The organism is Pseudoalteromonas luteoviolacea CPMOR-1 (assembly GCF_001625685.1).
Lineage (GTDB): Bacteria > Pseudomonadota > Gammaproteobacteria > Enterobacterales > Alteromonadaceae > Pseudoalteromonas > Pseudoalteromonas luteoviolacea_K.
On record NZ_AUYC01000015.1, the window covers coordinates 120,745 to 134,103 of the forward strand.

Consider the following 13,359-nt stretch of genomic DNA (forward strand, 5'->3'; position numbering starts at 1 on the left):
CTGATGTCAAACGAACATACAACTATTACAGAGAGCCTAGCAAAAGTAGCCACGCGTGCTAACGAGCTGTGCAACACCGTGGATGCGCAGATCGATAACATAAAAAATACATTAAAAGCAGAACAGGATGCATTGCAAGCTAAAAAGACACAGTTTGATGCACAAGCTGCGAGCTCGATTAGCCAATATCAAGGAAAAATGGATGACTTTATCGAGTCGGGTGATAATCGTTATCAAAAAGCATTATCTAAAGGCGATGTCATTGTTCCTGTCAATTTAAAGCATTTAGATGATTCTAAATTTTATCCAGTGACACTTTATCATTGCAAAATGCTCGATGTACGTGTTGAGAGGTATGTGCATGATGATGTGTCGGGTGGTGGGATTTTAGATTATTTTGTGCAATTGCAAAACTGGTCTAATGGTGGCGACTTTACGTTTGCTAAGCAATTTCATCACTCTTATTCAGGCCGAGCATTTGTTGGGAAAATTTCTGCAGCTTCAACGCCTTATACGTCTTCTATTTGGCTGCGTGGTGGCTGGTCTTATAAGTTTTATTTAAATGGTCATTACAGTAAAGGGCCGGTGGTTATTGAGTCTGAAACACAAGTGGTAGAGCGTATTGCAAGTACGGATTACTTTTTGGCACCAATCACTGAAGTTCAGCCGCATGTTGCAGCAAATAATTTTATTTTGGGAGTATAAAAGATGACGGAACATGAACTGTTTACAGCAAAGCAATGGTTAGAAATAAAAAGTATTCGTAACTCGTTATTGAGAGAATCGGATTGGACACAAGTGAATGACAGTCCATTCAGTGCTGAGGATTCCCAGTTGATTCAAGAATATCGTGCAGCTTTGAGAAATATTCCACAAGAATTCAACAGCCCTGAAAGTGTAGTCTGGCCACAAAAGCCAGACGTACTTAAAGCATCTTAGGCTCGAATAAGAGAGTATTATGTCGGATAACAACTTAACTATCACAGAACGTCTTACTAACGTCTCTGAGCGTGCGAACGCATTGTGCGATACCGTCCAAAATCAAATGGGTCTGATTAATCAAGCTCTAGATTCAAAATCGACTGAGCTTGATACACAGTATGAAAACTTTAAAGCTGGCATGGCTGAGAGCATCAATGGGCTTAATGTTTACAAAGAAGGCTTAACTAAGCGTTTTTCTTTTAAACAGCACTTATCAGCTGGGGGTTACACATCCGCCGCTGATGGCCCTGATGAGAGCTATAGATACTGTGTAGCGCCAAAAGATCCATACTACATTAATTTAATTGAGTTTGATGCGCAGCACATTGGCAACTCTTTTGGTTCAGATGGTGATACATTTAAATGTGACTTTGTAATGTCGCACAGAGGCATGGCAACTTATTATGATCACCTAGTGATATATGGTGCATCTTCTCATGATTGCGTCTCTGCGCGTATCGAAGTGAAGCATATTATGCACGATACTGCATTGAAATTATTCATTTCGGAGCCAGGTGAAGCGCCTAGGTTTATTGATATTACTAAAGCGGATGTGGGCAAAACACTCACGGTATTTTTCCGACAAATTGGCAAAGGATATGGCAATGGTATTGGGCGTGTCTCTTTGTTTGTTGATACTCGCCCCCACTGTGGTTCTGAGCGAGCTTTCACCGCAACGTGTGAATATACCTCGGTCAATGGCCGCCCATGTGCTGAACGCGTTTCTCATAATCAACCGTCTTGGGAGCAATAAGTATGGACCATGAAAACATAGTAACAGAACCGCATGGTGAAGATATTACTTGGGTCACGGTGAGGTCTAAACGTGACAACTTGCTGGTAGAGTCTGATTTATTGGTATTACGCGCACTGGAAAATACGCAATCGGTGCCCACTGAACTCAGTGATTATCGACAAGCATTGCGTGATTTACCGACTCATTTTCCAACGCCTTTAGAAGTCGTTTGGCCTACTTTAAACTAAGTATCTTAAATTTGGGCATTTCGTCCATCTCGACTCGCCTTTTCCTTCGAGTCACAACCATCATAAGTCTCAACTTCAAAGAGTAAATAACCTCATGCAAAGATGTACCTTAATTAATAAGGTGCTTGAATGCTTATCATCTGGACTTCAAGGGGTGGCACATGTGGGGCTCTTAAAAGCCGCACAACCTTACCCAGATCTGACGCAGCAAGCCCAACTGACAGTCAAGCTGCTCGGCGAACGTCAAGCCAGTGAACTGCAGGCGAAAGGCGCCGACAAAGGCGTTACATATGGACCGTCGTACAATAAAAACCTCAGTCCAAACTCACTCGATAGACGAGTGTTGCAGTTACAGCTAGACATAGAGTTGGAAGATGCTGACAACGCGCAGCTGCTGCAAAGACTTGATCAGTTGATAACTCAGTGTGAGGCACTTGTGATGGTGGACGAAATGCCCATCCATTGGCAGCACTTTATCGCTCAAAAAAGCGATATATCATTTAGTCATCAAGTCAGCTCAACACTGGCGAAAGCGCAGCTTTATTGGGATTTTTACTATCAAGTGGAATACCCAGACGATCCTCCAGGGCCTGCCATTACCGAAGTATATTTGGGGCCCAAAGGGGGAGAATATAAGTTGATAAATAAAGCACCCACCACAACTTAGGAGCGACTATGTTAGCAAATCAACAGCAGTCTGAACTGGCTGTGTCTGACATGCAGTATCGCTTTGCCAAATTAATTTCAATCGGGACGGTTGAAGAAGTTGACTATGATTTGGCGAGGGTCAAAGTGCGTATCGGTGAGTGGTTGACCGCAAAATTACCCTGGTTGACCAATCAAGCTGCTCAAGACATGACATGGCAAGCCCCAGAAGTGGGTGAGCAAGTGTTAGTGCTTGCGCCTTGCGGAGATATGGCACAAGGCATTGTACTGGGTAGTTTGTATGCCAATGGTCATGAGCAGCCGCATTTTAAAATGAACCATGTGGTGGATGCGACCAGTGCGACAGGTGATGAGTTAGTACAAAGCCTAAGTGCTGTACCAACGGAGTCTCGTGAGCATGTCCAGCGCACACACTACCAAGATGGTGCAATCGTTCAATATGACCGAGAAAAACATGCCTATGATATTTTTGTACCAGAATCACAAGGTGATAACCCTGCCCAAATAAATATCTTTTCCGGTGGCGAAGTGAATATCGAATGCAAGCAAAATGCCAATGTACTGGTGCATGGTGAAACCGATATTAATGGTAAGAAAAACATCTCAATTACCGCAACAGAAGCGCTAAATTTGACAGGGAAATCCGTCAATATTACCTCTAAAGAGAAAGGAACCAAAGTGATTGCAGAGCAAGGCGATATGTTGATACAGACAGAGAAAGGTGCAATGACATTAGACTCAAAAGCTGACACCACTATTAAAACCGCTGCGGCCATGACAGTCAAAGCAGGTGCAGTAATGAAGCTAGATGGTTCAGCAATCAAAGCACAGGAGGGTTAGCGTATGCCAGCAGTTTCAGTCGATGGTGCTATCACAGATGTTCATGGAGGGTTTGCCCCTGGCGTTATTTCCGCTTCAGGTCCCAAATTTACAGTGGGAGGGATTGATGTGCTGCGAAAAGGAGACAGTGTGAGTGAGCATGTTTATATGCCGGACCCCAAGGTTAAACACTCGGGAAAGGTTGTTCAAGCTGGCGCGCCCAATTTTACGATAGGTGGCAAAGCGATTGCGAGACTGGGAGATCCCACTGATTGCGGCGGTAAAATAGCTGTTGGTGTGGGCAGCTTCACGGTAGGAGATAAATGATGATTGGAATGAATGCACAAACGGGTAAGCCGTTAGGTGGCGTTGAGCATTTAAAGCAAAGTATTCGCGACATTGTGACAACACCGCTCGGTAGTCGAGTGATGCGTCGTGATTATGGCTGTGGGCTATTTGAACTCGTCGATAGACCGTTTTCTCACAACCTAGTTGGTGATATCACCATGTCGATTGCCAATGCGCTAGATAGATGGGAGCCGCGCTTTCGTCTAGAAGGTGTGTCTGTGCATCCGGCAGGTGAAGGAAAAGTCGATATCACCATCGAAGGCCTTTACCTGATTAACAATGAGCCGGTGACAATAGAAGGGATCCAGGTTTAATTCAAGATAGGTTGGCATATCGGTCAACTTTTCACACTTAACTTCATTCTGTACTGACTGGTACAGATAAAAAATTAATCAACTTAAGCCATGCGACTGACTTGAATGTTCAAGCTCGGTCACATGGCTTTTTTATTAGCTAATTGACATACCTTTAAAGGAGATATCTATGTCGGGATTTCTACACGGTGTAGAAGTAATTGAAGCGCAAACTGGCACGCGCCCAATTAAAACAGTAAAAAGTTCAGTAATTGGTCTGATTGGTACAGCCCCATTTGCTGACAAAGATGCATTTCCACTAAATAAGCCTGTTCTTGTTGCTGGTAAACGCGCTGATGCTGCTGGTCTAATTGACCCTAATTTAGCAGCGTTTCAACAGAAACTAACTGAACGTAAAGATGCTGCTGCGGCGGCTGTTGCGGGCAGTGAAGCATTACAACTGGCTGAAGGCAAAGCTGCGGCTGCGAAAGGTTCAGACTTGACTGCACAAGAAAAGGCGGAAATCTTAGCTAAGCTTGAGCAAGACGCAAAAGACTCAATCAAAGATATTTTAGATAAAGATAAAGGCTCTTTATTTGCTGCAATTGACGGTATTTTTGACCAAGCAGGTGCTGCCATTGTGGTGGTGCGTGTAGCAGATGATGCTAATGACGCGACTGTGATGGCTAACATGGTTGGTGGTGTTAATGCTCAAGGCGAATTTGAAGGCGTTCACGCTTTCCTAGGTGCAGAATCAGAACTCGGTTTCTCTCCTCGTATACTAGTGGCGACTGGTTACACTCATCAACGCCCATTAGACGGCGATAACAACCCGCTGAAAAACCCAGTAGTTGCAGAAATGCAAGGTATTGCTGAGCGTCTTCGCGCAGTGATCATTGCGGATGGCCCAAGCGGTACAAACTCTGAAGCCATTGCTTATCGTAGTGATTTTGGCTCACGTCGTGTTTTTGTTGTTGACCCGCATGTCAAAGTGTTCAAAAACGGCCAACCAGAAGAAGAGCCAGCAAGTGCACGCGTTGCGGGTATGATTGCAAAGTCTGATAACGACCGCGGTTTCTGGTGGAGCCCAAGTAACACGGCTATGAATGGCATTGTTGGCACACAGCAAGCAATCGATTTCCAACTCGGCGACAGAAATGCACGTGCAAACCTGTTAAATGAAAATGAAGTAGCAACAATCATCCGTCAAAATGGCTTTAAGCTTTGGGGTAACCGTACTTGTTCTGGCGACCCTAAGTGGGCTTTCCTATCAGTTGTTCGTACAGCGGATATGATCAACGACTCGCTACTTCGTGCACATATGTGGGCTGTTGACCGTAACATCACGTCAACTTACATCAAAGATGTGACAGAAAGCGTTCAAGCTTACCTTGATAGCTTAAAAGCGCAAGGCGCTATCCTTGGTGGCCAAATCTGGGCTGATGAAGACCTTAACACGCCTGAAAATATCCAAGCGGGTAAAGTGTACTTCAGCTTTGATTTCACTCCGCCAACACCTGCTGAGCACATCACGTTCAAGAGCATCTTAACTAACAACTACCTAGAGGAAATCGTATAATGGCAATGTCTCCTAAAATCCTAAAGAAATCAAAGCTGTTTGTAGATGGTAAGGGTTACCTTGGCATTGCAGACGAAATCTCGCTTCCTAAAGTCACAGTTAAAACACGTGAAGTGACTTCAGGTTTCCAAGCGCCAATCGAGCTAGATGTAGGTCAACTTGAAAAGCTTGAGGGTTCAATCACGTTACTAGAGTACAACGCAGATGTACTTAAGCTACTGGGTGATTGGGGCGGTACTGGCAGAACAATTAATCTGACTGCACGTGGTGCGATCCAAAAGCAAGGTGCTGCACCAGAGCCTGTCGTTGTCACATTACATGGCTTCTTCAAAGAAGTAGATATGGGCAGCTGGAAAGACGGCGAAGAAGCGAAAATGACGCTGCAATACGCTGTTCAAAAGTACAAGTTAGAAGTGAACAACGAAGTTATCTACAACATTGACCTGTACAACGATATCCGCGAAATCGCGGGTGTTGATCACATGGCTAACCTACGCAAGACTATCGGAGCTTAATCTATGACTGAAATCATTAAACTGACTTTCCCTGTTACGGTCGATGGGCATGAGTATGCAGAACTAAAAATGAGACGACCTAAAGTGCGCGATCGGTTAATGGTTGATAAAGCGGATATTAGCGAATCTGAAAGTGAAATCCGTTACTTCTCACATTTGTGTGAAGTGTCTCCAGATATCATCGAAGAGCTAGATTGGAGCGACTTTGTTAAGTTACGCGAGGCGCTCCAGGCTTTTCTCGTATCCCGCCCAAGCGTCTAAAAGCAATGGTGATTGCCCTGGCTAAGTACACAGGGTGGGGCTTGCAAGAACTCAACGGGCTGACTGAAGACGAACTCATCGAGTGGTTTGAAGCAGCGGTTGATTATAAAGAAGCAACAGAGGCGGGGTAACCCGCCTTTTTTTCACCAGCGCAAGTTTGATAGCTCAAGGACTTAAGCGCAGTTTTAGGGTCTTGAGCTATCAACCTTGGCACAGTGCCGTTCGTTGCGCTGTGCAATCCACACATTCCCGCTTATTTCTCTTCCTAGGTATGATTATGAAACATCAAGGATTGTCTGCAAAAGACCGTTCAAAGAACAAAGTAAAGTACCGCCTACCTAAGCAGGATCAGGTTGATCCAAATGTTCAATTAGGCAGTTTGCTTGCTAATTTGGTTAAAGCTAAAAAGCCATTAGATACCAGCGCATTAGAGGCTGTGATAGGGCAATTAGCCAATGTTAATGTCAATGAATTACTGGGCAATACCAGTCAGGTAATCTCAAGCCATTTGACGCAATTTTCCAGTGCACAAGTAAAGTCAAATAATGCGGTTACACACAGTGCACAGATGCTGCAAGGGGCTCAAGATGAGCAACAAGCCGAGACACTGAAAGCGCAAGTGGATGCCAAAATTGGTGATGGCACAGGGTTAAGCGGTGCCATTAAATCACTGGCAGAGCAAGTGTCGGCGTTAGATTTTCAGCAGTTACAAACAGCAGCAAGCAACGAGCTTTCCCAGCTGCAGGCTGCGCTGCCACAGCTTTACGATGGCTTACCTATTAATGCATTGAGTGAGTCATTAGCCACGGCAACTGCGCAAGTAAAAAATACTGATACGCAAAACACCTTAGATCTGCAGCTTGATGCATTGCGCCAAGCTGCACCCGTTATGGTTGATGCACTGGGTATTGCGCAAATGGGTAGCGATATCATCAGTGCTACCCAGGGCATTGCGCAAGGCACCAGCAGTGCGACGTTCAACGACGATTTAAATACGCTGATCCAAAGTGCTCCGCAGGTACTCGAAACGTTTGGCTTTGATAAAGCCAGTGATGTAGTTAAGCAAACGTTGCCTGCCATTTCCTCGGTTAATTTCAAAGAGGTTTTTGAGGGCGATATAACAAGCTTAGCAAGTGCAGCGCCTGAGCTGTTGAATGCGTTTGACTTATCAGAAGCTGCAAAAACACTCGAAGGCGCATTGCCTGTTGTTGAAGCGCTTAATGTTAAAGAGCTACTCAATGGTGATTTATCGAGCTTAGTTGATGCGGCACCTGAAGTGCTCAATGCACTAGATATGTCCAGTGCCGCGCAAACTTTAGAGCAGGCATTGCCAGCGCTTGAACAAGTTGATATTGCGGCGGTGATGCAGGGTGATTTAAGTACACTACAAAGTGCAGCACCTGAGTTACTCAAAGCGGTTGATTTATCATCGGTTCAGCAATCTTTAGCACAACATATCCCTGCTTTGTCTCAACTCGACTTGGCAGGTGTCATCGATGGCGATTTAAGTCAAGTGGTGAGTATCGCGCCAGAACTACTAAAATCAGCTGGCTTTGAGCAGGTGTCAAATACGCTCAGAGCAGCCATGCCAGCATTACAGCAGCTTGATTTAAAAGGCATCGCCAGTGGTGATGTCTCAAGCTTAATGAATGCTGCGCCCGATTTATTGGCTTCGGTAGGCTTAAATGAGGCATCTGAGACACTCGGTGCAGCACTGCCAGCATTACAGCAGCTTGACTTAAAAGGCATTGCCAGTGGTGATGTTTCAAGTTTAATGAATGCTGCGCCTGATTTATTGGCTTCGGTAGGTTTGAATGAGGCATCTGAGACACTCGGTGCAGCACTGCCAGCATTACAGCAGCTTGACTTAAAAGGCATTGCCAGTGGTGATGTTTCAAGCTTGATGTCAGCAGCGCCCGATTTGCTGGCCTCGGTTGGGTTGAATGAGGTATCAGAAACACTCGGTGCAGCGCTACCCGCGCTACAGCAGCTTGACTTAAAAGGCATTGCCGATGGTGATATTTCAAGTTTAATGTCAGCAGCGCCGGGCTTGTTAAAAGCGGCAGGACTAGATGAAGCATCAGAGACCTTAGGTGCGGCATTACCTGCATTACAGCAGCTTGATTTAAAAGGCATTGCCGATGGTGATGTTTCAAGCTTGATGTCAGCAGCACCCGGCTTATTAAAGGCGGTAGGTTTAGATGAGTTCGGCGCAACGTTAGATGCGGCTCTGCCAGCTTTACAAAAGCTAGACACTAAGGCGATTTTGGAAGGTGACTTAAGCTCATTAATGCAGCAAGCGCCGCAATTGCTCAATGCATTTGGGCTGCAAGATGCTGCAAGTTTATTCACTAAGCACTCTGCGTTGATTGAAAAGCTCGATTTTAAAGGCATTTTAAATGGTGACTTATCTTCTCTAACTGGGGCTGTCCCTGACTTATTAGCTGAATTTGGACTCGGCGAGTTAGGTCTTGAGTCTTTATTTGAAGGTGATGGAGAGGAAGAGGAACAGTCTAAAAAGTCGAAGAAGAAATCGAAGAAAAACGCCAAAAAGCAGCGTAAAAAGAAATCCAAGCGAGATAAAAAGAGTAAGACCCCGGACGTTGATAATGATGCTGCTGATAACAGCAAAGAAACTAAGCTAAATCAGACGTCTGAGAAAAAGCAGGATAAGCGTAAGAAGCGCTCAAAGCCTGTATTGAAAATTTTGGACGGTGGTAAAGCAAAACCAGCAGAGCATCAACTCCAAGACAGTAAAACAGAGTCATCTAAGCAGCAAGATAAAGGTAAGCAACCTAAACCGCAATCCACTAACCAGTCAAAACCCGGTAAGTCATCTAAAGCGCCTAAGGCTGCCAATGATGCAATTTTTTCGAAGTTGGGTAAGTTCTTCAGCCAAAAAGGCGGTGGCATAGCAAACTTTGCAAAAAATAACCTAAAGGGTGTAGGTCGGTTGAATGCGGCTGCAACAATTGCAATGAGCGGGTTGGATGCTTACTCCGCTTTGACCGATGACTCTTTAAGTAAACGTGAAAAAACCAGTGCTGTAGGTGGGGCTATTGGTTCTGCTGGCGGTGCTTTGGCTGGCGCTGCAGCTGGTGCTGCGATTGGATCTGTAGTGCCTGTTGTTGGAACGGCTATTGGTGGTATTGTCGGCGGTGCAATCGGCGCGTTTGGTGGCGAATCTATCGGCTCCTTTTTAGGTGATACACTGGGCGGCTGGCTCTTTGAGGATGAACCTAAAGAAGAAGCAGCTAAAGCAGATGAGACTGAACCAGTATCGAATACTTTTGCGAAAGACCAAGCAGACACAGAGTTTAGTGCGCCAACCCAGCAAGTGTCAGGCAATACGTCGCACACAGCAAACTCGCCACTGCAGTTTGTCAAAGACAATGTCATCAATGAAGCCAATATGTTTACGGGCACGATGGCGGCGGTTGAGCAAGCTTCGGGTACGTCAAATGGAAAATGGAACAAAGCATCTCAGCGAGGGCAATTACTTGGTCATGCGTTAAATGGCCATACCATTTATCAGGCTGCGGCCAATGATGAGTTATCAGCAGAGGAAAAAGCTCACACCATTGGTGGTACGGCGACTGGTGCGTTGAGCTCTGAGGTAGTGTCTAATTTAGTTGGAAAAATTCCCAAGTATGGCAAGTTCTTAGCGCCAGTTGCTGGGTATCTAACGAATGCTGTGATGTCTCAAGTCGGTGGTGACTTCTTCGCTAGTCTATTTAGTGATGATAAGCCGCAAAATACGGATGCACCTAAGACCAAAACACCTTTATCAACGCCTACACCTCAGGCCCTTGCTGAGTCTAGTACATCGAACTCGCAAATCAGTAGCGATGTGCAAGCACAGCAAGTCGCGGGCAACATCACAGTGAATGCAAATATCACGGTGAATGCACAGTCTGAGCAGCAAGCACATGAAATCGCACAACAAGTGAAGCAAGTGTTAGAGCAACAGCAGCAACAAGCGATGCGCGATTATCGTGCTCGATATTATAACGAGGTAGCTTAAGGGGGATCCCCCTTAAGCCTTTATACGAGGACTTTCGATGGCAAAGATCAATCATGCCAATTACATGATGCAACTGGGCGAATACAAGTTTTCTGTCAGTACAGCGGCGTTTCAAAAATTACAGTTTAATACCGAATATCGCTGGAAAGACCTTGAGTCACAAACCGATAAAAATAGCCCAATAAAGCAATTTATCGGGGTTGGTGAGCAAACTTTAGAACTTGAAGGGACTATCTTTCCGCAGCTAGTTGAAAACGGTTTAAAGCAACTTGATTTTATGCGTGATGAGGCGACTCTGGGTGTACCCTTGACATTGACGTATGTAGAAGAAAGTGGCAAATCCAGTCCGAGTGTTGGTCGTGTACTTGGTAAGTGGGTGATTAAATCAATCAATGAAACGCGCACGCTATTTCTGAATGATGGTATCCCGAGGGAGATTCAATTTAGCATGCGTCTGTCACGCTACGATGGCAATGAGGGAAATAAATAATGAGTGCAGTAAGTTACATTACACGAGACGGAGACTGTCTCGATTTGATTTGCTTTCGTCATTATGGTCGCAGTTCAGGAATGGTAGAGCGGGTACTCGAAGCCAACTATGGTCTTGCCGACTTGGGACCCATTTACCCCGAAAATATTAAAATTGTCCTACCAGATGTACCTAAACCAAAAGTGCAACGCGAGATCAATATTTGGGAGTAATTGGCAATGGAGTTACAGCCACAATATTCAGTAAAAGCCAATGGCAACGAAGTCGCGGAAAAACTGCGAGATAGAATCGCAGAAGTCAGTGTGACGCTCCGCACAGGTTTATTAAGTGACATGTGTGTTGTTAAATTCGACAACCTTGAAAAAGCCCCCATTACTTTGCCGGAACCGACCGATAAGCTTGAAATTGCGATGGGCTATAAGCAAGGCACCGAAGACGGAAAAGCCCCCAGTGTTGTTCTTGGTGAGTTTGAAGTTGGTGAATATCAGGTTGTGGGCCCAGTACGTGCGCTGGAGCTAGTGGGTAACAAAGTATTTTGGGATCAAAATTTAAAAGCGGCTAAGTTAAAATCTTGGCCCAGCGATCCTGATAATCCATTGACGCTTGGCAGTGTGATCTCTGAGATTGCACAAGAATATGGACTTTCCCCGCGTATCGCCCCAGCGCTTGATAGCATCACCTTGCCACACATTGAGCAAAGTGAAAGTGATATGCAGTTGATGAGCAAGCTAGCCGTGCAGCATGATGCGGTGATGAAAATCATCAATGACAACCTCGTGTTTATGAAAAAGGGCACTGGTCGTTCACTGTCGGGGCAACCCCTACCGCAAGTAACCCTTGAGCCCAAATGGATTGTTGACTGGAAGTTCAATACATTGCATTACCGCTTAACCAAAGAAGTAGTGGCTAAATATCATGATTTGGATATCGCACAGTTACAAACGGTTTCAGCAGGTGGTGGCACACCCAGCTTGACTTTACCATATACCTACGCAGATGAAGCGAGTGCGCAACATGCCGCTGAGAGTAAGCTGGCACAGCTTAGTAGAGCGCATGTCAATGCGGATATGGTGGTGTATGGCAATCCAGATATTGTGGCGGGCGCAGTGGTTGAAGTACAAGGCACACAAAGCGCACTTGATAAATCTTGGTTTGTGAAAGAGGTTAGGCATGTCATCAATGGGCATGGCTTTTTGTCCTATTTGCAATGCGAAACCTTATCTGAATAACCTTTTTTAACCTCTTATATATTAAATATTTCATATCGCACTGCTGATCATGCGGTGCTTTTCCTTCCAAACCTCCTACCTCCAAGGCCATCTTACCGGTTTGCTCACGTGCATTGCTCTATGCATAAACTGGCTGAGATGGCCTCTTTCCTAAATCTTTATCCCCTCAAAAGTAAAATAATACCGCTCAATGCGGTTATCCCACCAAATATCATCCCACGTGTAATATGCTCTTTTCGGATCAAACTCATGGTCATTACCATTAAAGGCGCTGCTGAAAAAATGGTTTGTGCAATCGCCGGATCTGTATTGTTGACTGAGATAAGTTGCAGCCATAGTCCGATAAAGGTGCCAAAAAACACTGCAGCAAATAACCAGGTTTTGCCATCAATCCCTTTAAGTGTAATGGATCGAGTCAGTGATGCTTGTTTGAGTAGGGCAACTATCATGGCGACGACTAAGGTACCTGAAGCAAGCCGTATCATTGCAGCCCAAAGGCTACTGATACTGTCATCATTGAGTGCCCCTTTTGAAAGCACCATGCCAGCCGCTTGGCAAGTAGCTGCTACAAGTGCAAAGAGCACGCCTTTTCGATAGATATCTTTATCTAGTTTTGGCAATTTTTGGCTTGGTTTTACCGCGATAATGACGCCGATAGTGGTAATAATAATACCCAGCCAAGCCGTTGCTGATAGATAAACACCTAACAAAATGATGTTTAGTAGCCCTGCGATGGCTGGTGCGAGTGATTCAATCACCAGTGTTCGGGCAGGGCCAATATTACGCAGTGCTGCAAAATAAGCGCTGTCACCAATGGCAATGCCGACAATGCCACTGGCAATCAACCACCCCCAACTCGTATGGCTAGATGGCAATTGCGTATCCCACGTGAAAAGGAGTACGGCCGCCATTAATGCCGAAGCGATAACGCCCTTAGCGACGTTGAGTTCTAATGGATTTAGATGATGACTAAATCGTTTATAGAGCAGGGTCGAAAATGCCCATACTGCAGCTGCACAAAATGCAGCGATCTCTCCAATACCCACAAATTTACTTAGTTACTTGTTTGTTAATGTGGCGGTACTGTAATTATTTTGTATATATATGCAATAAAATTGAGTTTAATCGTCAGTGAGTGTCTTATTCCCTTCCTTATCTTTCCTACTTAAA

The 13,359-nt window shown here is 45.1% G+C and carries 17 protein-coding genes; 16 read left to right on the forward strand and 1 reads right to left on the reverse strand.

What is annotated here, in order from left to right; all coding sequences use genetic code 11:
• The first annotated feature begins 3 nt into the window (after positions 1-3).
• The 16 genes from N473_RS05275 to N473_RS25765 all read left to right on the forward strand — a co-directional run bounded on the left by N473_RS05275 (position 4) and on the right by N473_RS25765 (position 12,189).
• A complete protein-coding gene (locus tag N473_RS05275; protein ID WP_063367026.1) occupies positions 4-705 on the forward strand; it encodes a hypothetical protein in 702 nt (233 codons plus the stop codon).
• A gap of 3 nt (positions 706-708) precedes the next feature.
• Positions 709-939 (forward strand): tail fiber assembly protein, encoded by a 231-nt coding sequence (locus N473_RS05280; protein ID WP_039608571.1) that lies wholly within the window; start codon positions 709-711, stop codon positions 937-939.
• Positions 940-958: 19 nt separating this feature from the next.
• Positions 959-1,735 carry a hypothetical protein gene (locus N473_RS05285; RefSeq protein WP_063367027.1) on the forward strand — a complete coding sequence of 259 codons (777 nt, stop codon included), beginning with the start codon at positions 959-961 and terminating at the stop codon, positions 1,733-1,735.
• A gap of 2 nt (positions 1,736-1,737) precedes the next feature.
• Positions 1,738-1,965 (forward strand): phage tail assembly chaperone, encoded by a 228-nt coding sequence (locus N473_RS05290; RefSeq protein ID WP_063367028.1) that lies wholly within the window; start codon positions 1,738-1,740, stop codon positions 1,963-1,965.
• Between the two features lie 94 nt (positions 1,966-2,059).
• Positions 2,060-2,632 (forward strand): hypothetical protein, encoded by a 573-nt coding sequence (locus N473_RS05295; protein ID WP_039608574.1) that lies wholly within the window; start codon positions 2,060-2,062, stop codon positions 2,630-2,632.
• An 8-nt stretch (positions 2,633-2,640) separates the two neighbouring features.
• Complete coding sequence (locus N473_RS05300; protein ID WP_063367029.1) at positions 2,641-3,471, forward strand: phage baseplate assembly protein V; 831 nt, start codon at positions 2,641-2,643, stop codon at positions 3,469-3,471.
• 3 nt (positions 3,472-3,474) lie between these two features.
• Complete coding sequence (locus N473_RS05305) at positions 3,475-3,777, forward strand: PAAR domain-containing protein (RefSeq protein ID WP_063367030.1); 303 nt, start codon at positions 3,475-3,477, stop codon at positions 3,775-3,777.
• The gene (locus N473_RS05310) at positions 3,777-4,112 is read left to right on the forward strand and encodes a GPW/gp25 family protein (protein WP_063367031.1); all 336 of its coding nucleotides are present in this window, start codon (positions 3,777-3,779) and stop codon (positions 4,110-4,112) included. Before N473_RS05305 ends, N473_RS05310 begins: the two co-directional genes overlap by 1 nt.
• Positions 4,113-4,281: 169 nt before the next feature.
• Positions 4,282-5,670, forward strand: coding sequence for a phage tail sheath C-terminal domain-containing protein (locus N473_RS05315; RefSeq protein WP_063367032.1), 1,389 nt, complete (start codon positions 4,282-4,284; stop codon positions 5,668-5,670).
• The gene (locus N473_RS05320; protein WP_023397066.1) at positions 5,670-6,185 is read left to right on the forward strand and encodes a phage major tail tube protein; all 516 of its coding nucleotides are present in this window, start codon (positions 5,670-5,672) and stop codon (positions 6,183-6,185) included. Before N473_RS05315 ends, N473_RS05320 begins: the two co-directional genes overlap by 1 nt.
• Positions 6,186-6,188: 3 nt before the next feature.
• On the forward strand, positions 6,189-6,446 hold the full coding sequence (locus tag N473_RS05325) for a phage tail assembly protein (RefSeq protein ID WP_039608579.1): 258 nt from the start codon (positions 6,189-6,191) through the stop codon (positions 6,444-6,446).
• A 5-nt stretch (positions 6,447-6,451) separates the two neighbouring features.
• Entirely contained in the window at positions 6,452-6,577 is a 126-nt protein-coding gene (locus tag N473_RS26835) for a hypothetical protein (RefSeq protein ID WP_256370531.1), read from the forward strand.
• 146 nt (positions 6,578-6,723) lie between these two features.
• On the forward strand, positions 6,724-10,470 hold the full coding sequence (locus N473_RS26465) for a hypothetical protein (RefSeq protein ID WP_063367033.1): 3,747 nt from the start codon (positions 6,724-6,726) through the stop codon (positions 10,468-10,470).
• A gap of 37 nt (positions 10,471-10,507) precedes the next feature.
• Entirely contained in the window at positions 10,508-10,960 is a 453-nt protein-coding gene (locus N473_RS05335) for a phage tail protein (protein WP_039608580.1), read from the forward strand.
• Positions 10,960-11,172: a tail protein X gene (locus tag N473_RS05340; RefSeq protein WP_039608581.1), complete on the forward strand. Its 213-nt coding sequence runs from the start codon at positions 10,960-10,962 to the stop codon at positions 11,170-11,172. The genes N473_RS05335 and N473_RS05340 overlap by 1 nt, the downstream gene beginning before the upstream one ends.
• Before the next feature lie 6 nt (positions 11,173-11,178).
• Entirely contained in the window at positions 11,179-12,189 is a 1,011-nt protein-coding gene (locus tag N473_RS25765; protein ID WP_081220971.1) for a phage late control D family protein, read from the forward strand.
• 158 nt (positions 12,190-12,347) lie between these two features.
• On the opposite strand, the gene N473_RS05350 is transcribed toward N473_RS25765, so the two are convergent.
• Positions 12,348-13,235 carry a DMT family transporter gene (locus N473_RS05350; protein ID WP_063367034.1) on the reverse strand — a complete coding sequence of 296 codons (888 nt, stop codon included), beginning with the start codon at positions 13,233-13,235 and terminating at the stop codon, positions 12,348-12,350.
• Between the last annotated feature and the right edge of the window lie 124 nt (positions 13,236-13,359).

What these genes read in the sequence shown, in the direction of transcription:
- N473_RS05275 (WP_063367026.1), top strand. Translation starts at nt 4, where the DNA reads ATGTCAAACGAACATACAACTATTACAGAGAGCCTAGCAAAAGTAGCC.
- N473_RS05280 (WP_039608571.1), top strand. Translation starts at nt 709, where the DNA reads ATGACGGAACATGAACTGTTTACAGCAAAGCAATGGTTAGAAATAAAA.
- N473_RS05285 (WP_063367027.1), top strand. Translation starts at nt 959, where the DNA reads ATGTCGGATAACAACTTAACTATCACAGAACGTCTTACTAACGTCTCT.
- N473_RS05290 (WP_063367028.1), top strand. Translation starts at nt 1,738, where the DNA reads ATGGACCATGAAAACATAGTAACAGAACCGCATGGTGAAGATATTACT.
- N473_RS05295 (WP_039608574.1), top strand. Translation starts at nt 2,060, where the DNA reads ATGCAAAGATGTACCTTAATTAATAAGGTGCTTGAATGCTTATCATCT.
- N473_RS05300 (WP_063367029.1), top strand. Translation starts at nt 2,641, where the DNA reads ATGTTAGCAAATCAACAGCAGTCTGAACTGGCTGTGTCTGACATGCAG.
- N473_RS05305 (WP_063367030.1), top strand. Translation starts at nt 3,475, where the DNA reads ATGCCAGCAGTTTCAGTCGATGGTGCTATCACAGATGTTCATGGAGGG.
- N473_RS05310 (WP_063367031.1), top strand. Translation starts at nt 3,777, where the DNA reads ATGATTGGAATGAATGCACAAACGGGTAAGCCGTTAGGTGGCGTTGAG.
- N473_RS05315 (WP_063367032.1), top strand. Translation starts at nt 4,282, where the DNA reads ATGTCGGGATTTCTACACGGTGTAGAAGTAATTGAAGCGCAAACTGGC.
- N473_RS05320 (WP_023397066.1), top strand. Translation starts at nt 5,670, where the DNA reads ATGGCAATGTCTCCTAAAATCCTAAAGAAATCAAAGCTGTTTGTAGAT.
- N473_RS05325 (WP_039608579.1), top strand. Translation starts at nt 6,189, where the DNA reads ATGACTGAAATCATTAAACTGACTTTCCCTGTTACGGTCGATGGGCAT.
- N473_RS26835 (WP_256370531.1), top strand. Translation starts at nt 6,452, where the DNA reads ATGGTGATTGCCCTGGCTAAGTACACAGGGTGGGGCTTGCAAGAACTC.
- N473_RS26465 (WP_063367033.1), top strand. Translation starts at nt 6,724, where the DNA reads ATGAAACATCAAGGATTGTCTGCAAAAGACCGTTCAAAGAACAAAGTA.
- N473_RS05335 (WP_039608580.1), top strand. Translation starts at nt 10,508, where the DNA reads ATGGCAAAGATCAATCATGCCAATTACATGATGCAACTGGGCGAATAC.
- N473_RS05340 (WP_039608581.1), top strand. Translation starts at nt 10,960, where the DNA reads ATGAGTGCAGTAAGTTACATTACACGAGACGGAGACTGTCTCGATTTG.
- N473_RS25765 (WP_081220971.1), top strand. Translation starts at nt 11,179, where the DNA reads ATGGAGTTACAGCCACAATATTCAGTAAAAGCCAATGGCAACGAAGTC.